The organism is Streptomyces sp. NPDC111520 (assembly GCF_055635295.1).
On sequence record NZ_JBVKBW010000002.1, the window covers coordinates 698,735 to 718,608 of the forward strand.

Below are 19,874 nucleotides of genomic sequence, written 5' to 3' on the forward strand. Positions count from 1 at the left end.
CCCGGGGGCCGCATGCGGTGCCGTCCCGGGTCCTTTCTCACGGAATCTTGATGTTCCGTGAGTAACCTCCCTCCCCAGCACACTCGGAACGAGCCGTGGAGGAGGCAGCGATGGTGCGGGGAGCGTATGCGCTGGCGCGGGTGGCGGTCCTGGTGCGGGTACCGGCGCGCCGGCTGTGGTGGCTGGGCCTCGTGGCGGCGGGCGTCGGGGTGTTCGTGCCCGGACTGACCGGCCGCCGGATCGGGGTGCTGGGCGGGGCCGCGCTCTTCGTGGTCGCCGCGGTGGTGGCCTTCCTGGTGCGGCGGCGACGGTACACGGCCCTCGCGGAGGCGGCCGAGCGCGCGCCCCGGGGCGCCTTCCTGCAGGACCGCCGGGTCACCGCGCGCGCCTGGGCCCGGGCCCGGCGCTGGTGGCTGCTCGGGGCGTTCGCGGTGGCCGTCGCCTCTGGCGTCGCCGCGCCCGCGGCGGCGGGGATGCTGCTGGCCGGTGCCGGGGCGGGGCTGTGGGCCAAGGCCGTATGGCTCGGACGCTGGGAGCGGGCGCACGAGACGCTGCTGTGGGTCCGGCCCGAGCACGCGGGACGCGGTCCCGCCGCCCCGTCCGTCCCGCGGTACGAGGCCACCGGGCCGGTCGCGGGCGACGCCGGTCCGGGCGGATCGTCGCGCCGCCGGGCCGCGGCGGCCCACTGAGCCGTCCGGGTGACGGCCGGGGCGGGCCGGTCGTGCCGGGGCCCGGCCGGTTCAGCCGCCGCTCTCCCGTACGAGGTCCTCGATGGTCTGGGCGCGGCGCAGGGTGCGGAAGTCCGGGTCGGGCCCGGAGTAGCCGTGGACGGCGGGGCGGGGCAGCGAGTTGTACGCGAAGTGCGTCGAGAAGTAGTACGCCCCCGTGTCGGGCAGCGCCACGAGGTCGCCCTCCGCGAGCAGCGGCAGTTCGCGCGCCGTCGCGACGAGGTCGCCCGCGAAGCAGCACGGCCCGGCCACGTCCTGGACGACCGGGGCGCCGTCCTTGGGGCGGCCCCGCGGATCGAGGGCCAGCACCCGCAGCGGCCAGGCGCCGGGCGCGAAGACGGTGCGCGTGGCGACCTGGGCGCCGGCGTGCGTCACGGCGATCGCGCGGCCCCCGGCGGACTTGGTGTACTCCACGCGCGCCAGGATCGTGCCCTGCTTGGCCACCAGTGACCGCCCGAACTCCGTGACCAGCGCGTACCGCCCGTCGAAGAGCCCGGGCACGGCGGCGCGGAGCGCGTCGGCGTAGGCGCGGAAACCGGGCCGGACCTCGTCGGAGGCGAAGTTGACCGGCAGACCGCCGCCGATGTCGAGGGTGGTCACCTGCCGGCGCCCGGCCGCCGTGTTGATCCGCTCCGCGAGCTCGTACGCGGCGCGCACACCGGCCGCCATCAGCTCCAGGGGCACTCCCTGCGACCCGGTGTGGGTGTGCAGCCGGGTGAGCCAGGGCCGGTCGAGGTAGGCGCGGACCACCCAGTCCGCGGCGCCCTCGTCGCGCAGGGCGACGCCGAACTTCGACGTGGCGGTGGCCGTGCTCATCGCCCCGATGCTGCCCGCGCCGACCTGGGGGTTGACCCGCAGGCCCAGCGGGGCGCCGGTGGTGCCGGGGGGTACGAGCCGGTCCAGGCGGGCCAGTTCCTGCGGGTTGTCGGCGTTGAGGGCGATGCCGAGGGCGAGCGCCTCCCGCAGCTCGTCCGGCGTCTTGGCGGGGGAGTCCAGCACGATCCTCCCGGCGGGTACGCCCGCGGCCCGGGCCAGGGCCAGCTCGCCGGGGCTGGCGACCTCCGCGCCGATGCCCTCCTCGGACAGCAGCCGCAGCACCGGCACCAGGGAGGCCGCCTTGACCGCGAAGGTGTGCGTGACCTCCACCCCGGGCGTCGCGAAGGCCGCCCGCAGTTCGGCGGCGGCCGCCCGGACCCCGTCCAGGTCGAGCAGTCCGACCACGGGTCTGTCCGGGCCGACCAGCCCCTGTTCGACCGCCGCGCGCAGTGCCCGTCCCCGTCGTGCCGCCGGTTCCTCGGTCATACCGCCATCGTGTCAGCCCGGGACCGCGACGGGCAGGCTCCCCGCGTCCGCCCGCGACGGTGGTGCCGGTCGCGGCCTACGAGCCGTGCGCGGCGTCCCTCGCGGGCGCCGGATCCGTCCAGGTCGGTCCGGTACCGGCCTGCGCGTGCCGCGGGTGCCGGAGGCCGCCCGCGGGGTGGCCGGCTGGCCCGGCCTGGGTCCCAGCAGGCCCGAACACCGTTCAGGGCATTGCCTGCGGCCGGGCGGCCTCGCGCTGCTCGCCCCGGTGGCGGCGGGCTCCGGGCCGTGCTGGGCGCCGCCCGCGCGTCCCGTGGCCGCTGGGTGCCGTCGTGCGGGGCCGGCGGGTACGAGCGGGCCGGGAAGGGGGACGCGTCCAGCGGCACATCGGGGCGGCGAGGGCGGCGGGGCGTCGCGGAGGTACGACGGCCCGGTTGACTAGTGCTATTCAGCAGACCAGGATGTGAATGACTCAATCCAGTCACGAGGAGGCAGGGGCATGACCGGAACCGGTGCCGGACCGAGGACCGTACGCGCACCGCGCGGCAGCGCGCTCACCGCCCAGGGGTGGCAGCAGGAAGCCGCGCTGCGGATGCTGCAGAACAACCTCGACCCCGAGGTCGCCGAGCACCCCGAGAAGCTCGTCGTCTACGGCGGCACCGGCAAGGCCGCCCGTGACTGGCGGTCGTTCGACGCGATGGTGCGCACCCTCCAGGGCCTCAAGCAGGACGAGACGATGCTCGTCCAGTCCGGCCGCCCGGTCGGCGTGATGCAGACCCACGAGTGGGCGCCGCGCGTGCTCATCGCCAACTCCAACCTCGTCGGCGACTGGGCCACCTGGGAGGAGTTCCGCCGCCTGGAGGCGCTGGGCCTGACCATGTACGGCCAGATGACGGCCGGTTCGTGGATCTACATCGGCACCCAGGGCATCCTCCAGGGCACCTACGAGACCTTCGCCGCCGTCGCCGAGAAGAAGTTCGGCGGCAGCCTGGCCGGCACCATCACCCTCACCGCCGGTCTCGGCGGCATGGGCGGCGCCCAGCCGCTCGCCGTCACCATGAACGGCGGCGTCGCGATCTGCATCGACGTCGACCCCCGCGCCATCGAGCGCCGCATCGAGCACCGCTACCTGGACGTGAAGGCCGACTCCCTGGAGCACGCCCTCGCCCTGGCCACCGAGGCCCGCGACCAGCGCAAGCCGCTCAGCATCGGCGTGCTGGGCAACGCCGCCGAACTGGTGCCGCAGCTGCTGGCGATGGACGCGCCCATCGACATCGTCACCGACCAGACCTCCGCCCACGACCCGCTGGCGTACCTGCCGATCGGCGTCGACTTCGCGGACATGACCTCCTACGCGGCCGAGAAGCCCGCCGAGTTCACCCAGCGGGCGCGCGAGGCGATGGCCAAGCACGTCGAGGCCATGGTCGGCTTCATGGACGCCGGCGCCGAGGTCTTCGACTACGGCAACTCCATCCGCGGCGAGGCCCAGCTCGCGGGCTACGAGCGCGCGTTCGCCTTCCCCGGCTTCGTCCCGGCCTACATCCGCCCGCTGTTCTGCGAGGGCAAGGGCCCCTTCCGCTGGGCGGCGCTGTCCGGCGACCCGGCCGACATCGCCAAGACCGACAAGGCGATCCTGGAGCTCTTCCCGGAGAACGAGTCGCTGGCCCGCTGGATCAAGATGGCCGGCGAGCGCGTCCACTTCCAGGGCCTGCCCGCCCGCATCTGCTGGCTCGGCTACGGCGAGCGCGACAAGGCCGGTGAGCGCTTCAACGAGATGGTCGCCGACGGCACCCTGGCCGCCCCGGTGGTCATCGGCCGCGACCACCTCGACGCGGGCTCGGTGGCCTCCCCGTACCGCGAGACCGAGGCCATGCTCGACGGCTCCGACGCCATCGCCGACTGGCCGCTGCTCAACGCCATGGTCAACGTCGCCTCCGGCGCCTCCTGGGTCTCCATCCACCACGGCGGCGGCGTCGGCATCGGCCGCTCGATCCACGCCGGCCAGGTCACCGTCGCCGACGGCACCAAGCTGGCGGGCGAGAAGATCCGCCGCGTGCTCACCAACGACCCCGGCATGGGCGTCATCCGGCACGTCGACGCCGGGTACGAGCGCGCCGAGGAGGTCGCCGCCGAGCGCGGCGTGCGCGTGCCCATGCGCGAGGGCGGCGAGGGCGCGGAAGGCGGGGAGGCGTGACCTCCTCGTTCCACGAGATGTGGACGGAGTTGCGGCCGATCGGCCGCGACTCCGGCTCCGGCGGCTACCGCCGCTACGCCTGGACCGGCGCGGACTCCGACTGCCGCGCCTGGTTCCGGGCGCAGGCCGAGAGCCGGGGCCTGGCCTACGAGCTGGACCGCAACGGCAACCAGTGGGCCTGGCTGGGCGACCCCGCCGCGGGGGACGCCGTCGTCACCGGTTCGCACCTGGACTCGGTGCCGGACGGCGGCGCCTTCGACGGGCCGCTGGGCGTCGTGTCGTCCTTCGCGGCGCTGGACGAGCTGCGCGCCCGTGGTGCCGCCCCCGCAAGGCCCCTGGCGGTCGTCAACTTCGGCGACGAGGAGGGCGCCCGCTTCGGGCTGGCCTGCGTCGGCTCCCGGCTGACCGCCGGACAGCTCACCCCCGACAAGGCCCACACCCTGCGCGACGGCGACGGCGTCACCCTCGCCCAGGCCATGGAACGCGCCGGCCACGACCCCGAGTCGATCGGCCCGGACCCCGAACGGCTCGCCCGCATCGGCGCGTTCGTCGAGCTCCACGTCGAGCAGGGCCGTTTCCTCGCCGACACCCCGCACGCGGTCGGCGTCGCCTCCGCCATCTGGCCGCACGGCCGCTGGCGGTTCGACTTCCACGGCGAGGCCAACCACGCGGGCACCACCCGCCTGGAGGACCGCCGCGACCCGATGCTGACCTACGCCAACACCGTGCTGGCCGCCCGTAAGAAGGCCCGGCTCGCCGGGGCGCTGGCCACCTTCGGCAAGGTCGGCGTGGAGCCCAACGGCGTCAACGCCATCGCCTCCCTCGTACGCGGCTGGCTGGACTCGCGCGCCGCCGACGAGGCCACCCTGGCCGAGGTGGTGGGCGAGATCGAGCGCGCCGCGGTCGAGCGGGGCGCGCGCGACGGCGTCCGGGTGCAGGTCACACGGGAGTCGTTCACCCCGGTCGTGGAGTTCGCGCACGGCCTGCGCGACGAGCTGGTCAAGCTGCTCGGGAACGCGCCCGTGCTGCCGACCGGGGCGGGACACGACGCCGGCATCCTCTCCGAGGCCGTCCCGACCGCCATGCTGTTCGTACGGAACCCCACCGGGGTCTCGCACTCCCCGGCCGAGACGGCCACCGAGGACGACTGCCTGGCCGGGGTGACCGCACTCGCCGACGTACTGGAGGGCCTGGCGTGTCGCTGACGCCGCAGAGCTACTGGGCCGAGTACGCGTGGACGGGCGGCCGCGTCGAGCGGGGCGTGGTCCTCGACACCGCCGCCGACGGCCGGATCGCCGCCGTGCGCACCGGGGCCGCCGCGCCGCCCGTCGGGGCGGTGACGCTGCGCGGGCTCACCCTGCCGGGCCTGGCCAACGCCCACAGCCACGCCTTCCACCGGGCGCTGCGCGGCACCGTGCAGCAGGGCAGCGGCACCTTCTGGACGTGGCGCGAGGTCATGTACCGGGTGGCGGCCGCGCTGACCCCGCAGACCTACTTCGACCTCGCCCGCGCCACGTACGCGGAGATGGCGCTGGCCGGCATCACCTGCGTCGGCGAGTTCCACTACGTCCACCACCGGCCCGGCGGCGGCCCCTACGAGGAGCCCAACGCCATGGGCGAGGCGCTGATCGCCGCCGCCGCCGAGGCGGGCATCCGGATCACCCTGCTCGACACCGTCTACCTCTCCTCCGGCTTCGGCGCCGCCCCCGAACCGCACCAGCTGCGCTTCAGCGACGGCGACGCCGAGGCCTGGGCCGAGCGTGCCTCCGCCCTCACCGACCGGCCGCACGCGCGGATCGGTGCGGCCGTCCACTCGGTGCGCGCGGTCCCGGCGGACCAGCTGGCGACCGTCGTGCGCTGGGGCGAGGAGCGCCAGGCGCCGCTGCACGTCCACCTGTCCGAGCAGCCCGCCGAGAACGAGGCCTGCCAGGCGGCGTACGGCGTCACCCCCACCCGGCTGCTCGCCGACCACGGCGTGCTCGGCCCGCGCACCTCGGCCGTGCACGCCACCCACCTCACCGACGAGGACGTCGCGCTGCTCGGCGGCTCCGGCACCACGGTGTGCATGTGCCCCACCACCGAACGGGACCTCGCCGACGGCATCGGCCCGGCCGGCCGGGTGCAGCGGGCGGGCAGCCCGCTCAGCCTCGGCAGCGACAGCCACGCCGTGATCGACCTGTTCGAGGAGGCGCGGGCCATGGAGCTGGACGAGCGGCTGCGCAGCCGCACCCGCGGCCACTGGACCGCCGCCCAGCTGCTGCGTGCCGCCACCGCCGACGGCCACGCCTCACTCGGCTGGGACGACGCCGGGCGGCTGGAGGCGGGCGCGCTCGCCGACTTCACCACGATCGCGCTGGACAGCCCGCGCACCGCCGGACCCCCCGCCCGGCTCGGCGCCGAGACCGCCGTCTTCGCGGCCACCGGGGCCGACGTCCGCCACACGGTGGTCGGCGGCCGTCACGTCGTCCGCGACGGCGTGCACCAGCTCGTCCATGACGTCGGGGCCGCACTGACCGCCGCGATCTCCGCCGTCCCTGCCGCCGAAGGAAACCCGTCATGAGCAGCAGCGTCATCACCAACATCGGCAGCCTGGTCACCAACGACCCGGCGCTCGGGGAGGGCCCGCTCGGGCTGCTGGAGGACGCCGCCGTCGTCATCGACGGCGAGCACGTGGCCTGGGTCGGCCCCCGTACGGCGGCGCCCGCCGCGGACGAGTCGTACGACGCGGCCGGACGGGCGGTCGTCCCCGGCTTCGTCGACTCCCACTCGCACCTGGTCTTCGCCGGGGACCGCACCCAGGAGTTCAACGCCCGCATGTCCGGCCGGGCGTACACGGCGGGCGGCATCCGCACCACCGTCGCCGCCACCCGCGCGGCGAGCGACGAGGAACTGCACGCCAACGTCGCCCGCTACGTCGCCGAGGCCCTGCGCCAGGGCACGACCACCATCGAGACCAAGTCCGGCTACGGCCTCACCCCGCACGACGAGGCCCGCGCCCTGCGCATCGCGGGCGACCACGCCGACGAGGTGACCTTCCTCGGCGCGCACATCGTGGCCCCCGAGTACGCCGACGACCCGGCCGGCTACGTCGACCTGGTGACCGGCCCCATGCTCGACGCCTGCGCCCCGTACGCCCGTTGGGTCGACGTCTTCTGCGAGCGCGGTGCCTTCGACGGCGACCAGGCGCGTGCCGTCCTCACCGCCGGCGCCGCCCGCGGCCTGGTCCCACGGGTGCACGCCAACCAGCTCGGCCACGGCCCGGGCGTGCAGCTCGCCGTGGAGCTGGACGCGGCCTCCGCCGACCACTGCACCCACCTCACGGACGCCGACGTGGACGCGCTCGCGAACAGCCGCACGGTGGCCACGCTGCTGCCCGGCGCCGAGTTCTCCACCCGCGCCGTCTACCCCGACGCGCGGCGGCTGATCGACGCGGGCGCGACGGTCGCGCTGTCCACGGACTGCAACCCCGGCTCCTCCTTCACCAGCTCGATGCCCTTCTGCGTGGCCGTCGCCGTGCGGGACATGGGGATGACCCCCGACGAGGCCGTGCGGGCCGCGACCCTGGGCGGCGCGCAGGCGCTGCGCCGGGACGACGTCGGACGGCTCGCCCCCGGCGCGCGGGCCGACGCGGTCGTGCTGGACGCCCCGTCGCACGTCCACCTCGCCTACCGGCCCGGTGTGCCGCTGGTGTCCGCCGTATGGCGGCGCGGGGTGCGTGCATCGCTCTGACCCCGGCCAGGCGCGGGCGGACGCGGCCGCACCGGTGGTGGACGTTCGGGATGGAGACGTCGACGGGTGCTGACCGGGGCCCTGCTGTCCCTGGCAGCCACGGCCCCCTTCGGCACGGCCCCGTGCGTCACGGCGGCACCGGCCTCCGGCGCCGGTGACGGGGCCCGGCCGCTCGGTCGGGTCGTGCCGGCGCCGTCCTCGGTCGCGCCGGGCGGGACGGCGTCCGAGACGATCACCGGCGGCGCCGACATCGCGTACACAGCCTTCCCCCGCCTGCTCGTCCTGAGCACGCGACGGGCCCGGTGAGAGAACTCTCACCGGGCCCGTCGCGCCGTTCCGGGGGGAGGGAGGCGGGTCACTCCTCCACGAGCAGGCCCCGCCGCAGACGCCCGAGGGTACGGCTGAGCAGCCGCGACACGTGCATCTGGGAGATGCCCAGCTCGGCGCCGATCTCGGACTGCGTCATGTTGCCCACGAAGCGCAACGAGAGGATCTGCCGGTCGCGCGCCGAGAGCTCGGCGATCAGCGGCTTGAGGGACTCCACGTACTCGATCCCCTCCAGACCGTGGTCCTCGTACCCGATGCGGTCGGCGAGCGCGCCCTCGGAGTCGTCCTCCTCGGGCTGGGCGTCCAGCGAGCTCGCGGTGTAGGCGTTGCTCGCGCTCATGCCCTCCACGACCTCGGCCTCGCTGATCTGCAGCCGGTCGGCCAGCTCGCCGACGGTCGGCGCGCGGTCCAGCTGCTGCGCGAGCTCGTCACCCGCCTTGGCCAGGTCCAGCCGCAGCTCCTGCAGCCGCCGCGGGACCCGCACGGACCAGGAGGTGTCGCGGAAGAAGCGCTTGATCTCGCCGATGATGGTCGGCATGGCGAAGGTGGGGAACTCGACCCCGCGGCTCAGCTCGAAGCGGTCGATGGCCTTGATCAGGCCGATCGTGCCCACCTGGATGATGTCCTCGACCGGCTCGCTGCGGGAGCGGAACCGGGAGGCGGCGAACTTCACCAGGGCCAGGTTGAGCTCGACCAGGGTGTTCCGCACGTAGCTGTACTCATGGGTGCCCTCCTCCAGCGTCTCCAGTCGCTGGAAGAGCGTCTTGGACAGGGCCCGTGCGTCCACCGGGCCCACTTCGTCGAAGGGCGGGATCTCCGGGAGGTCCTCCAGGCCCTCCGGTGTTCCGTGTTCCTCGTGGACGCCGGCCTCGGTGGTCGCCGACGCGTCGTGCGCGTCGAGCCGGGATGCCATGCTCTCCTCCCTCGGGTGCGGCGGCAGGGCAAGCGGAGCGTGAAATTCAGCCCACACTCAACGCCTACCCCGTCCGGCGGGGATATTGCAACCCGGCGGACATCGATCTCCGGACCGCCGGAGCGACTACCACCCAGGTCAGGAAGCGCGTAGGGTGCGAGGTGCGGATCGCCGAGTCGTCCGGGAGGAGTGTGCATGGACCGCGAGATGGTCGACACGGCCGGGCGTGACCGGCTGCACGTTTCCGTGCAGCGCTACGGCACGAAGGCGGTCGTGGCGCCGGCGGGTGAGCTCGACCACCACACCGCCGACCTGCTGCGCGAACCGCTCGACACCCTGATCGAGGACGGCTTCGGCACCCTCGTGGTCGACTGCACGCATCTGGAGTTCTGCGACTCCACGGGCCTCAACGTCCTGCTCGGCACCCGGCTGAAGGCCGAGGCGGCGGGCGGTGCGGTCCATCTGGCCGGCATGAAGCCGGCCGTGGCCAAGGTCTTCGCCATCACCGGCGCCGAGGCCGTGTTCATCGTCCACGACACCCTGGACGACGCACTCGAGGAGTGACCCTCCGCGGCGGCCCCCACGGGGGGTGCCGCGGCACGCCCTGTTTCGTCCACGTCCGGAGGTGTTCACGGGAGCGGCCCGGGCAGGAGAGACCTGGGGATCACTTCGGACACTGGCGGACATCGGTGAGTGGAGGCGCTGATGAGCACCACCCGGCCCCCTGCGGCCGACGACCGCGGCCCGGACCCGGGCGGTGCGGCAGAGCCGACGCGCGGTCAGGCCCGACAGGATGGCGAGGCACGTCGGCTGTCGCTCACCGACGTGGCCGGCGTGGTGCCCAGCGCCCGTGACTTCACGCGCCAGGCCCTCCACGACTGGGGCTGGCTGCCGGCTGACACCGCGGACCGCCGCGCGGCTGCCGAGGACGTCCTGCTGGTGGTGTCCGAGCTGGTGACCAACGCCTGCCTGCACGCGGGCGGCCCGGAGGAGCTCCGGCTGTTCCGGCACGCGAAGGCGCTGCGGCTGGAGGTCGCCGACGGCGGCTCCGGCAGCCCCTCCCCGCGCACCCCGCACCGGGCCGGACGGCCCGGCGGGCACGGGATGTTCATAGTGCAGCGGCTCTGCCTGGACTGGGGGGTCGTGCGCCACGCCGACGGCCGGCCGGGCAAGACGGTCTGGGCCGAGGTCGCGGCCCCCGCCTGAGCCGCATCCCTTCCCCTCTTTCCCCCACGGGCGTACTGTCGCGCCACATCTGATGGATCGTCAGTAACTTCTGGGGGAAGGGAGACATCCGGTGTCGCTCCCCAAGCGCAAAGCGGCGGCGGCCGCGGTGCCGGCCGTCGTCGCCGTCGCGGCGGCGGTCGTCCTCGGCGCCGCCCCGGCCGCGTACGCGAAGGTCGTGGACGTCACGTACGACTGCAAGACCCCGATCGGCGACAAGAGCGCCGTCTCGCCCATCGACATCACCGCCGCCAGGTCGGGGTCCGGCTACCGGATCGTGATGTCCTTCCGCAAGGGCGTGTCCTCCAGCCCCGTCGACCTGGGGAAGGGCGCCATGAACCCGAGCGCCCTGATCACCGTGGGCGGGGCCGACCGCGGGTCGCTCAAGGTCTCGGGCCCGGCGAACGCCGAGACCGTGCCCGCCAACACCCCGATCAAGATCAACGACCTGTCGGGCACCTATGTCCCGCGCGGGAGCGGCAAGGTCACCTTCACCGCGGGGGTGCTCACCATCAAGGCCCTCGGCACGACGACGACCTGCACCCCGGGGAACGCCCCGGGGCCCTCGCTGACCCTCGACGTCACGGCGGCGGGCGGCTCCAAGGGCGGCTCCGCGTCGGGGGGCTCGGGCGGGTCCGGGAGTTCCGGCGGCGAGTCCCTGCCGCAGACCGGACCCGAGGACGGCGCGGTCGCCCTCGGCACCCTCGGCGGAACCGTCCTGCTCGTGGGTGCGGCAGGGGTGCTGTGGCTGACCCGCCGTCCGGGGCACAGAATCTGACGATCCGTCAAATTCGGTCAGGCTTTCGCATTGACTTCTCTTGATCGCCGGACGTCAATGTCCGTCGTCGGTGCAGAAAGGGACTCTGTGCCAGAAAAGTGATCAAGAGGTGCAAAATGATCGCCATTCCTCGAAAAGGCGCCTTATGGAGACGGAGGTCTGCCGCCGTCCTCGGGGCGCTCGCCCTCGTGCTGGGCGGCGGGACCCTCCTTTCGGGGCCCGTCGCCGCGGCGACCTCCACCTTCCAGGTGCACTGCGTACCGCCCGGCATCTCCGGCATCCCGCCGTTCGACGGGCCGACCGTCGCCGGCATCTCGGTCAGCGACACGACACCGCAGGTCGGCGACACGGTCACCGTCACCTACGTGCTGGACGGCCCGATGGCCAACACCAGCTCCTTCAACCTCCCCATCCCCGAGGACCAGATCACCCCGACCGTCAAGGTGAGGCTCGGCGGTGCGCAGACGCAGGAGCTCACCCTCGTCGGCCCCAAGGAGAACCCGGTCATCCCGGCCGGTGCCCAGTTCCCGGACTTCACCATCACCGGCACCTTCACGGTCACCGCGCCCGGTCAGATCACCCTGACCCCGGGCGACTACAACGTGCACTCCGACTACGGCATCTCGGCCGACACCCCCTGCACCGTGCTCGACCCGCCCGCCCCCGTCGCCGAGACCCTCACCGTGAGCGTGCCCAACGGCCGCCACATCGCGCTCGGTTCCGCCTCCGGGCCGATCGGGGCCGAGGTCGCGGTCACGGGCACCGGCTTCACCGCCGACGCCACCGTGACCGTCGCCGGCGTCCAAGGCGCGGCCGCCACCGGCGAGTTCACCTCCATCACCGCCGACGGCTCCGGCGCCTTCAGCGCGGCGCTGACCGTCAGCGACCTCGACACCACCGGCATCGTCGCCTTCGAGGGCGGCGGGTACGACCCGGCGACCGCCGCCGGGCCGGTGGCGTACACCGTCATCGACACCACCCCGCCGCCACCCGGCAGCCAGAAGCTCACCACCTCGGTGAAGGCGGGGACGCTGTCGATGACCCAGGCCGGGGACACCGTCGAGATGACCCCCGTCGACTTCGGCGAGGGCGGCCCCTCCACCGGTGCGCTGCGGACCGTGACCGTCAAGGACTTCCGCGGCGGGAACACCGGCTGGTCGCTCACCGGCAAGGTCACCGACTTCAAGGGGCCCGGGGGTGCGCTCATCGGCGCCGACCGGCTCAGCTGGCAGCCCGTGTGCGTCGCGGCGTCCGGCAGCCCCAGCACCTGTGCGGCGGGCTCCGCCGGCACCGTGGGCGGCGCGGGAGCGACGCTGGCCTCGGCGCCCGACGCGCCCCTCACCGGCGGTGAGTTCGCCGTGGACGCGGGGCTGTCGCTGGACGTGCCCGCGTACTCCGCCACGGGAAGCTACTCCGGAGTCTTGACCCTCACGCTCACCTGACGCACAGTCAGATAGCTCGGGTGGGCCGGTCCCGGCCGGCCCACCACCGGACCGCGAGGGAGCGCCGCCATGACCAGAGCCAGGGCCGCAGCCGGGGCCGCAGCCACGGTGTCCGGCGCGCTCCCGGCCGTCCTGTCCGTGCTCGGCGTGCTGTCCGTCCTCCTCGGCCTCGGCACGGTGTCCGCCCCCGCCGCCCTGGCCGCGGACAACGGCCGCTGGTCGGTCTTCCCGGCCCCGGCCGCCGGGGCGGAGGACCGCAGCCCCACCGCCCAGGAACGGCCCTTCTTCACCCTGGAGGCCGACCCCGGCACCACGCTCCGGGACAAGGTCTCCGTCTCCAACCTCTCCGGCGAGCCCATGACCTTCCGGCTCTACGGCGCCGACGCCTACAACACCCCGCGCGACGGCGGCTTCGCCGTGCGCGGCGCCGACGAGAGGAACACCGACGTCGGCTCCTGGATACGGCTGGCCCGCGGCAGCATCACCGTCCCGGCCCGCACCCGCGCCGACGTCCCCTTCACCGTCACCGTCCCCGCCGACGCCTCGCCCGGCGACCACCCCGGCGCGGTCGTCGCCCTCGACACCCGCGTCGGCACCGCCCCGGGCGACGTGCGGGTCGGTGTCCGCAGGGCCGTCGGGGCCCGCGTCTACCTGCGCGTCGCGGGACCCGGCCTCGCCGCCCTGTCCGTGGAGGACGTCGGCGTCGACCACCGCGGCCCGCTCCTCCCCGGCACCGGCGACAGCCGCGCCACGATCCGCTACACCCTCGTGAACCGGGGAAACGTCTCGCTCACCCCCCGGCTCGCCGTCACCGCGCGCGGCCTGTTCGGCCGCACCCTGCTGGACCGCCCGGCGCGCACCCTGCCCCTGGAACTGCTGCCCGGCCAGCGCGTCGAACTCACCGAGCCCTGGGCGGACGCCCCCGGGTTCGACCGGGTCGGCGTGCGGCTGCGCGTCACCGCCGTACGCGGCGACGTCGACGAGACCGGCCACGCCTCGTTCCTGGCCGTGCCCTGGGCGGCGGTGGGCCTCGCCCTGGCCCTCCTCGGGGGCCTGGTCCTCCTGCTGGTGCGGATCCGCAGGCGGCGCCGTGCGGGGAAGCCGGACCCGGCGGCGCGGGAGCACCCGTATCCGCCCGGCGGCACCGACCTCGCTGCCCGCGCGGGCGGCGGACCCGACGACCCCGGCGCGACGGGCGCGACCGTCGGCGGCAGGACGGCGTGAGGCCCATGCGACGGCCCACCCACCGCATCCCGGCGGCAGCCCTCTGCCTGCTCGCGCTGCTCCTCGTGAACGTCCCCGTCCCCGCTGCGGCGGCCCCCGGCCCGGCGGTGACCGTCGCCCCCGGGGAGGCAGGCGTCGGAGGCGACATCACCGTACGGGGGACCGGCTGGCGGCCCGGCACCCTTCTGACGCTGCTGATCTGCGGCCAGAACGCGATCGGCGGCACCAACTCCTGCGCCAACGCGTACGGCCGGGCCGTCACCACCGACGCCCGTGGTGCCTTCCGCCGGGCGATGCCCGTGGCGGAGCCGCCCGAGCCCTGTCCCTGCGTCGTCCACGTCGCCACCGTCACCGGCGCGCACACCGTGGTGGACGCGCCCTTCGTGGTCGCCGGCCACCCCACCGCCCCGCTGCCCGAGCGGACCGGCACCGGCCGGCTCGCCGTGCTCACCGCCCGGCTCGACGGTTCGAGCGGCCTGCTCACCTGGTTCGGCGCGCCGCCCGGCCGGCGCCTGGTGCTCACCGTCGGCAACCTGGGCTCGGGCCCGGTGGAGGACCCCGTCTTCCGGGTCGGCACCTCGCACGGGCTCTTCGGCCCGCAGTGGGAGGAGCGCACCTGGCGCGGCACCGTACGGCCCGGCGCGAAGGCCCGGGTCGAACTGCCCGTGGAGCTGGCGGCCGGGGCCCACGGCGACTACACCGTGACCCTGGAGCACGGGGGAAGGGTCCTGGTCAGCGAGGGCTGGGACGTCCCGCGCCCCTGGGGCGTGACCCTCTTCTGGCTCCTGCTCTGCCTCGTCGTGCCCGCCGCGCTCTTCCGGCTCGGCATGGCCGTCGTCGACCGGGTCCGCCCGCGTGCCCCCGGCCCGGCGGGCCCGCCGCCCGGCTACGCACCCGTCCTGCCGTGGTTCACCCACGACCACCAGCCGCAGCACCGCACCGCTGAGGGCCGCCCCAGGGCGGACGGCACCGCCCACCGCCACGAAAGGAACCCCTCGTGACCAACCGACGATCCCGGGCCGCCACCGCCGTCGGCCTCGCCCTGATGCTCAGCGGTGCGGGCGTCCTCGCCGCGGCCCTCCCGGCGGCGGCCGCCGAGGTCGCGTACGCCACCGAGTGCACCCCGCCCGCGGCGTCCGGCCTGCCCAAGGTCGACGGCACCACCAAGGCCGACGTCACCGCGCCCGCCACCGCCGCGGTGGGCGACGAGGTCGAGGTGGTCTGGAAGTTCACCCAGGCCGCCTCCAAGAACCCGGACCTGATCGACCTCCCCGCGAACAGCGTCAAGCCCTCCGGCGAGGTCACCGTCGCCGGCGCCCAGAACGGCACGCTCGCCGTCGAGGGACCGCGCGAGAACCCGTCGATCCCCAAGAACAGCGAGATGAAGCTCTCCGACATGAAGGGCACGCTCAAGCTCACCGCACCCGGCGACGTGACGCTCACCCCCGGCGGCTACGCGATCAACGCCTTCTCCACGGACACCACCTGCGTGCCCACCGAGGACGTCCCCGTCGCCGTGACGATCAAGGTGACCGCGGACGGCGGCGGCTCCGGCACCCCGACGACCACCCCCACGACCACCCCGAGCGGCACCCCCACCACGACGCCCACCACGACCCCCACCACGACGCCCACCACGACCCCGACCACCACGCCCAGCGGCACCTCCACCGGCGGAACCTCCCACACCGGCGAGGAGGTCGACGTCTCCTACGCCTGCAAGACCCCGATCGGCGACAAGAGCGCGGTCTCGCCGGTGCGGATCGACGCCGAGGAGAAGGGCGGCGCCTACGACCTCGTCGTCCACTTCGGGAAGTCCGTGATGGACAGCCCGGCCGACATACCCGCCGACTCCGTCAAGCCCTCCATGAAGGTCGTGGTCGGCGGCGCCGACCAGGGCGAGGTCGCCGTCGAGGGCCCCACCAACAAGGACCCCATCAAGGCCGGCGACCCCATCGAGATCCCCGACCTCACCGGCACCTACACACCCGCCCACGACGGGCGGGCCACCCTCACCCCGGGCGTGCTGACCGTAGAGGCCCTGGGCACCACCACGACCTGCACCCCCACCGAGGACCCCGGGGTCTCACTGACCCTGGACGTCACCGGCCAGGAGGGCGGCATCACCGGCGGCTCCGGCGGGTCGTCGGGCACGTCGGGCACGTCCGGCGGCACGGGCACCACCTCCGGCGGCCTCGCAGCCACCGGTTCGTCCGACCGGGCCGTCCTGCACGCCCTCGCCCTCGTCGCCGAGACGGTGCTCCTCCTCGGCGGTGCGGTCTTCACCTTCACCCCGTGGAGCCGCCTGCGCCGCTGACCCGGCGGCGCGCGTACGCCGGGCCGGGGGCGGTCACCGGACGCTCAGCCGTCCAGGTCCTCGATGGAGGCGGTGGAGGGGCCGCGCTTGCCGGCGAGCCCCGCCGCCACCGACCCGGCGTCGCGCAGCACCCGGACCGCGTTGCGCCACGCGAGCTTGCCGAGGTCGTCCTCGGACCAGCCGCGGCGCAGGAGTTCGGCGAACAGCCGCGGGTAGCCCGAGACGTCGCCCAGCCCCTCGGGGAGGTGGGCGACCCCGTCGTAGTCGCCGCCGAGGCCGAGGTGGTCGACGCCGGCGACCTCGCGCATGTGGTCCAGGTGGTCCGCCACGGTGCCGATGTCCGCGAGCGGCCGGGGGTGCTCGGCCGCGTAGGCCTCCTGGACGGCCAGGGCCTCCGGGGACTGGTCGAGCGGGTGCAGGCCGTGGGCCTCCATGTTCTCGTTCGCGCCGACGATCCACCCGGCGGCGGCCGGCAGGACGAACTGCGGCACGAAGGTCGCCATCGCGACGCCCCCGTTGCGGGGCAACTGCTCGAGGACGTCGTCCGGGACGTTGCGGACGTGGTCGCAGACGGCGCGCGAGGAGGAGTGCGAGAACAGCACCGGGGCCTCGCTGACCCGCAGCGCCGCCCGCATCGTGCCGGGGGAGACGTGGGAGAGGTCGACCAGCATGCCGAGGCGGTTCATCTCGCGGACGACCTCCTCGCCGAAGGCGGTCAGTCCGCCGTGCCGCGCCTCGTCCGTGGCCGAGTCCGCCCAGTCGATGGTGTCGTTGTGGGTGAGCGTCATGTAGCGCACGCCCAGCGTGTACAGCATCCGCAGCACACCGAGGGAGTTGGCGATGCTGTGGCCGCCCTCGGCGCCCATGAGGGAGGCGATGCGCCCCTCGGCGCGGGCGGCCTCCATGTCGTCCGCCGTCACCGCGAGCCGCAGGGCGTCGGGGTGACGGTCGACCAGGCGCAGCACGCAGTCGATCTGCTCCAGGACGGCGACGACCGCGTCGCCCCCGGCGAGGTCGCTGCGGACGTACACCGACCAGAACTGCGCCCCGACGCCGCCGGCCCGCAGCCGCGGGATGTCGGTGTGCAGGTGGGCGGACTGGTCGCCGGCGATGTCACGCCGGTCGAGGTCGTAGCGGACCTGCTCGCGCAACCGCCACGGGAGGTCGTTGTGGCCGTCCACCACGGGGTGGGCGGTGAGCAGCTCCTGTGCGCGCGCGAGCAGGTCCATGGACTACTTCTTCCCTCCGAAACCGAAGCCGGCCGACCCCTCCACCTTGGCACGCAGGCGCTTGCCCTTCTCGGTGGCCTGCTGGTTCAGCTCGTCCTGGAAGTGCCGCATGCGCTCCAGCAGTTCGGCGTCGTGCGCGGCGAGCATGCGCACCGCCAGCAGGCCCGCGTTGCGCGCGCCGGCCACCGAGACGGTGGCGACCGGGACGCCTGCGGGCATCTGCACGATGGAGAGCAGCGAGTCCATGCCGTCCAGGTACTTCAGCGGCACGGGCACCCCGATCACCGGCAGCGGCGTCACCGACGCCAGCATCCCGGGCAGGTGCGCGGCGCCGCCGGCACCCGCGATGACCGCCTTCAGGCCGCGCTCCGCGGCCTGCTCGCCGTACGCGACCATCTCGCGCGGCATGCGGTGCGCGGAGACGACGTCGACCTCGTACGGCACCTCGAACTCGTCCAGCGCCTGGGCTGCGGCCTCCATGACCGGCCAGTCGGAGTCGGAACCCATCACGATGCCGACCAGCGGCCCAGCGGGATTGCTCACTCTTGGATCGTCCCTCGCAGGTAGTCGGCGGCGTGCCGGGCGCGCTCGCGCACCTCGGCCAGGTCGTCGCCGTAGGTGTTGACATGGCCCACCTTGCGGCCGGGCTTCACGTCCTTGCCGTACATGTGGATCTTCAGCTGCGGGTCCCGCGCCATGCAGTGCAGGTACGCCGCGTACATGTCGGGGTAGTCGCCGCCGAGGACGTTCGCCATCACCGTCCACGGCTGGCGCGGGCGCGGATCGCCCAGCGGCAGGTCCAGGACCGCGCGCAGGTGGTTGGCGAACTGCGAGGTTATGGCGCCGTCCTGGGTCCAGTGGCCGCTGTTGTGCGGGCGCATGGCCAGCTCGTTGACGAGGATCCGGCCGTCGCGGGTCTCGAAGAGCTCCACCGCGAGGTGGCCCACCACGCCCAGCTCCTTGGCGATGGTCAGGGCGAGCCGCTGGGCCTCGGAGGAGCGGGCCTCCGGCAGCTCGGGCGCCGGGGCGATGACCGTGTCGCACACGCCGTCGACCTGGATGGACTCCACCACCGGGTAGGCGACCGCCTGGCCGTGCGGGGAGCGCACGACGTTCGCCGCCAGTTCCCGTACGAAGTCGACCTTCTCCTCGGCCAGCACCGGAACGCCCGCCCGGAACGGCTCGGCGGCGCCGGCCTCGTCGCGGACGACCCACACGCCCTTGCCGTCGTAGCCGCCGCGCACCGTCTTGAGCACGACGGGGTACCCCCCGCCCTCCTCGGCGAAGCGCGTCACGTCCGCCGGGTCGGCGACGATGCGGTGCCGCGGGCAGGGCACGCCGATGGAGTCGAGCCGCGCGCGCATCACGCCCTTGTCCTGGGCGTGCACCAGCGCGTCGGGCCCGGGGCGGACGGCGATGCCGTCGGCCTCCAGCGCCCGCAGGTGCTCGGTGGGCACGTGCTCGTGGTCGAAGGTGATCACGTCGCAGCCGGCGGCGAACGCGCGCAACGTGTCGAGGTCGCGGTAGTCGCCCACCACGACCTCACCGGCGACGAGGGCCGCGGAGTCCACGGGCGTGTCGCTGAGGAGCTTGAACCTGATGCCGAGCGGAATGCCCGCCTCGTGGGTCATACGGGCGAGCTGGCCGCCGCCGATCATGCCGACTACGGGGAATGTCACAGTCACCAGGATATCGGGGTACGAATGGCGCACCGACCGCCGTCCCCCGGGGGCCCCGGTTAGCATGAGGGTCACTGACCAGACACAGACGGGGCCGAACGATCACATGGACGGTGCGACCGGGTCCGCCACCCGCACAGGACTGCGGGACCGGCTGACGGTGATGTCCCGCGAGATCGCCAAGTTCGGCGCGGTCGGCGGGGCGGGGGTCCTGGTCAACATCGGGGTCTTCAACCTCGTCCGGCACACCACGGACCTCCAGGTGGTGCGGGCCAGCATCATCGCGACCGTCGTCGCGATCGCCTTCAACTACGTGGGCTTCCGCTACTTCACCTACCGTGACCGCGACAAGTCCGGCCGCACCCGCGAGCTGACCCTGTTCCTGGTGTTCAGCGCGGTGGGCCTGGTGATCGAGAACGGCGTGCTCTACACGGCGACCTACGCCTTCGGCTGGGACAGCCCGCTGCAGAGCAACGTCTTCAAGTTCATCGGCATCGGCGTGGCGACGCTGTTCCGTTTCTGGTCGTACCGCAGCTGGGTGTTCAAGGCGCTGCCCGTCCGCGAGACGGTGCACCAAGCAGAATCGTTCCTGGTCGCGAAGGGGAACGAGACCCCCGGCGCCCGGACCGGCGCCCCCGGCGCGCGCTCTTCCGCCCGCTGAGGCCCCACCGGGACCCCGCGCGGTCCGCTGCACGCCCTAGCTGTATTGACCCGCAGCGTTGTTGACGCGGCTGATCGGGGGCTTGCCTCCGAGTGCGGTGTGGCAGCGGTGGTGGTTGTAGGTGTGGAGG

The 19,874-nt window shown here is 74.2% G+C and carries 19 protein-coding genes; 14 read left to right on the plus strand and 5 right to left on the minus strand.

What is annotated here, in order from left to right:
- The first annotated feature begins 110 nt into the window (after nucleotides 1–110).
- Nucleotides 111–689, plus strand: a complete 579-nt coding sequence (locus tag ACZ7MY_RS07305; protein ID WP_499600237.1) for a hypothetical protein — start codon at nucleotides 111–113, stop codon at nucleotides 687–689.
- Nucleotides 690–740: 51 nt separating this feature from the next.
- Here the strand turns inward: ACZ7MY_RS07305 and ACZ7MY_RS07310 are convergent, their stop codons facing one another.
- Complete coding sequence (locus ACZ7MY_RS07310; RefSeq protein ID WP_499600238.1) at nucleotides 741–2,030, minus strand: type III PLP-dependent enzyme domain-containing protein; 1,290 nt, start codon at nucleotides 2,028–2,030, stop codon at nucleotides 741–743.
- Nucleotides 2,031–2,526: 496 nt separating this feature from the next.
- Between ACZ7MY_RS07310 and hutU the strand changes: the two genes are divergently transcribed.
- From hutU to ACZ7MY_RS07335, 5 genes are all read left to right on the plus strand, one after another.
- A complete protein-coding gene (hutU, locus tag ACZ7MY_RS07315; protein ID WP_499600239.1) occupies nucleotides 2,527–4,221 on the plus strand; it encodes a urocanate hydratase in 1,695 nt (564 codons plus the stop codon).
- The gene (locus tag ACZ7MY_RS07320) at nucleotides 4,218–5,426 is read left to right on the plus strand and encodes an allantoate amidohydrolase (RefSeq protein ID WP_499600240.1); all 1,209 of its coding nucleotides are present in this window, start codon (nucleotides 4,218–4,220) and stop codon (nucleotides 5,424–5,426) included. The genes hutU and ACZ7MY_RS07320 overlap by 4 nt, the downstream gene beginning before the upstream one ends.
- Complete coding sequence (locus ACZ7MY_RS07325; RefSeq protein ID WP_499600293.1) at nucleotides 5,423–6,781, plus strand: formimidoylglutamate deiminase; 1,359 nt, start codon at nucleotides 5,423–5,425, stop codon at nucleotides 6,779–6,781. Before ACZ7MY_RS07320 ends, ACZ7MY_RS07325 begins: the two co-directional genes overlap by 4 nt.
- Nucleotides 6,778–7,950 carry an imidazolonepropionase gene (hutI, locus tag ACZ7MY_RS07330; protein WP_499600241.1) on the plus strand — a complete coding sequence of 391 codons (1,173 nt, stop codon included), beginning with the start codon at nucleotides 6,778–6,780 and terminating at the stop codon, nucleotides 7,948–7,950. Before ACZ7MY_RS07325 ends, hutI begins: the two co-directional genes overlap by 4 nt.
- Before the next feature lie 66 nt (nucleotides 7,951–8,016).
- Entirely contained in the window at nucleotides 8,017–8,256 is a 240-nt protein-coding gene (locus ACZ7MY_RS07335; RefSeq protein WP_499600242.1) for a hypothetical protein, read from the plus strand.
- Between the two features lie 49 nt (nucleotides 8,257–8,305).
- On the opposite strand, the gene ACZ7MY_RS07340 is transcribed toward ACZ7MY_RS07335, so the two are convergent.
- Complete coding sequence (locus ACZ7MY_RS07340) at nucleotides 8,306–9,190, minus strand: RNA polymerase sigma factor SigF (RefSeq protein WP_499600243.1); 885 nt, start codon at nucleotides 9,188–9,190, stop codon at nucleotides 8,306–8,308.
- Nucleotides 9,191–9,385: 195 nt separating this feature from the next.
- On the opposite strand from ACZ7MY_RS07340, the gene ACZ7MY_RS07345 reads away from it, so the two are divergent.
- The 7 genes from ACZ7MY_RS07345 (at nucleotide 9,386) to ACZ7MY_RS07375 (ending at nucleotide 16,175) form a co-directional block, all read left to right on the plus strand.
- Nucleotides 9,386–9,754, plus strand: coding sequence for an STAS domain-containing protein (locus tag ACZ7MY_RS07345; RefSeq protein WP_499600244.1), 369 nt, complete (start codon nucleotides 9,386–9,388; stop codon nucleotides 9,752–9,754).
- A 141-nt stretch (nucleotides 9,755–9,895) separates the two neighbouring features.
- Complete coding sequence (locus ACZ7MY_RS07350; protein WP_499600245.1) at nucleotides 9,896–10,396, plus strand: ATP-binding protein; 501 nt, start codon at nucleotides 9,896–9,898, stop codon at nucleotides 10,394–10,396.
- 91 nt (nucleotides 10,397–10,487) lie between these two features.
- Nucleotides 10,488–11,192: an LPXTG cell wall anchor domain-containing protein gene (locus ACZ7MY_RS07355; protein WP_499600246.1), complete on the plus strand. Its 705-nt coding sequence runs from the start codon at nucleotides 10,488–10,490 to the stop codon at nucleotides 11,190–11,192.
- Nucleotides 11,193–11,308: 116 nt separating this feature from the next.
- The gene (locus ACZ7MY_RS07360) at nucleotides 11,309–12,634 is read left to right on the plus strand and encodes a WxL domain-containing protein (RefSeq protein WP_499600247.1); all 1,326 of its coding nucleotides are present in this window, start codon (nucleotides 11,309–11,311) and stop codon (nucleotides 12,632–12,634) included.
- A gap of 69 nt (nucleotides 12,635–12,703) precedes the next feature.
- Nucleotides 12,704–13,858 (plus strand): DUF916 domain-containing protein, encoded by a 1,155-nt coding sequence (locus tag ACZ7MY_RS07365; protein ID WP_499600248.1) that lies wholly within the window; start codon nucleotides 12,704–12,706, stop codon nucleotides 13,856–13,858.
- A 5-nt stretch (nucleotides 13,859–13,863) separates the two neighbouring features.
- Nucleotides 13,864–14,859 carry a hypothetical protein gene (locus tag ACZ7MY_RS07370; protein WP_499600249.1) on the plus strand — a complete coding sequence of 332 codons (996 nt, stop codon included), beginning with the start codon at nucleotides 13,864–13,866 and terminating at the stop codon, nucleotides 14,857–14,859.
- A gap of 44 nt (nucleotides 14,860–14,903) precedes the next feature.
- Nucleotides 14,904–16,175: a hypothetical protein gene (locus ACZ7MY_RS07375; RefSeq protein WP_499600294.1), complete on the plus strand. Its 1,272-nt coding sequence runs from the start codon at nucleotides 14,904–14,906 to the stop codon at nucleotides 16,173–16,175.
- Nucleotides 16,176–16,219: 44 nt separating this feature from the next.
- On the opposite strand, the gene ACZ7MY_RS07380 is transcribed toward ACZ7MY_RS07375, so the two are convergent.
- Genes ACZ7MY_RS07380 through ACZ7MY_RS07390 form a run of 3 tightly spaced genes read right to left on the minus strand, consistent with a single transcriptional unit; the run spans nucleotide 16,220 to nucleotide 19,083 of the window.
- Entirely contained in the window at nucleotides 16,220–17,404 is a 1,185-nt protein-coding gene (locus ACZ7MY_RS07380; RefSeq protein ID WP_499600250.1) for a dipeptidase, read from the minus strand.
- Nucleotides 17,405–17,407: 3 nt separating this feature from the next.
- A complete protein-coding gene (purE, locus tag ACZ7MY_RS07385) occupies nucleotides 17,408–17,911 on the minus strand; it encodes a 5-(carboxyamino)imidazole ribonucleotide mutase (protein ID WP_499600295.1) in 504 nt (167 codons plus the stop codon).
- Between the two features lie 32 nt (nucleotides 17,912–17,943).
- Nucleotides 17,944–19,083, minus strand: a complete 1,140-nt coding sequence (locus tag ACZ7MY_RS07390) for a 5-(carboxyamino)imidazole ribonucleotide synthase (protein WP_499600251.1) — start codon at nucleotides 19,081–19,083, stop codon at nucleotides 17,944–17,946.
- 106 nt (nucleotides 19,084–19,189) lie between these two features.
- On the opposite strand from ACZ7MY_RS07390, the gene ACZ7MY_RS07395 reads away from it, so the two are divergent.
- Nucleotides 19,190–19,744: a GtrA family protein gene (locus tag ACZ7MY_RS07395; RefSeq protein WP_499600252.1), complete on the plus strand. Its 555-nt coding sequence runs from the start codon at nucleotides 19,190–19,192 to the stop codon at nucleotides 19,742–19,744.
- Nucleotides 19,745–19,874: the final 130 nt, after the last annotated feature.

Bases quoted from the DNA above. Each gene is read 5' to 3' on its own strand.
- ACZ7MY_RS07360 (WP_499600247.1), top strand. From the start codon at position 11,309: ATGATCGCCATTCCTCGAAAAGGCGCCTTATGGAGACGGAGGTCTGCC.
- hutU (WP_499600239.1), top strand. From the start codon at position 2,527: ATGACCGGAACCGGTGCCGGACCGAGGACCGTACGCGCACCGCGCGGC.
- ACZ7MY_RS07340 (WP_499600243.1), bottom strand. From the start codon at position 9,190: ATGGCATCCCGGCTCGACGCGCACGACGCGTCGGCGACCACCGAGGCC.
- ACZ7MY_RS07375 (WP_499600294.1), top strand. From the start codon at position 14,904: ATGCTCAGCGGTGCGGGCGTCCTCGCCGCGGCCCTCCCGGCGGCGGCC.
- ACZ7MY_RS07305 (WP_499600237.1), top strand. From the start codon at position 111: ATGGTGCGGGGAGCGTATGCGCTGGCGCGGGTGGCGGTCCTGGTGCGG.
- ACZ7MY_RS07365 (WP_499600248.1), top strand. From the start codon at position 12,704: ATGACCAGAGCCAGGGCCGCAGCCGGGGCCGCAGCCACGGTGTCCGGC.
- ACZ7MY_RS07395 (WP_499600252.1), top strand. From the start codon at position 19,190: ATGGACGGTGCGACCGGGTCCGCCACCCGCACAGGACTGCGGGACCGG.
- ACZ7MY_RS07370 (WP_499600249.1), top strand. From the start codon at position 13,864: ATGCGACGGCCCACCCACCGCATCCCGGCGGCAGCCCTCTGCCTGCTC.
- hutI (WP_499600241.1), top strand. From the start codon at position 6,778: ATGAGCAGCAGCGTCATCACCAACATCGGCAGCCTGGTCACCAACGAC.
- ACZ7MY_RS07310 (WP_499600238.1), bottom strand. From the start codon at position 2,030: ATGACCGAGGAACCGGCGGCACGACGGGGACGGGCACTGCGCGCGGCG.
- ACZ7MY_RS07345 (WP_499600244.1), top strand. From the start codon at position 9,386: ATGGACCGCGAGATGGTCGACACGGCCGGGCGTGACCGGCTGCACGTT.
- ACZ7MY_RS07350 (WP_499600245.1), top strand. From the start codon at position 9,896: ATGAGCACCACCCGGCCCCCTGCGGCCGACGACCGCGGCCCGGACCCG.
- purE (WP_499600295.1), bottom strand. From the start codon at position 17,911: ATGGGTTCCGACTCCGACTGGCCGGTCATGGAGGCCGCAGCCCAGGCG.
- ACZ7MY_RS07380 (WP_499600250.1), bottom strand. From the start codon at position 17,404: ATGGACCTGCTCGCGCGCGCACAGGAGCTGCTCACCGCCCACCCCGTG.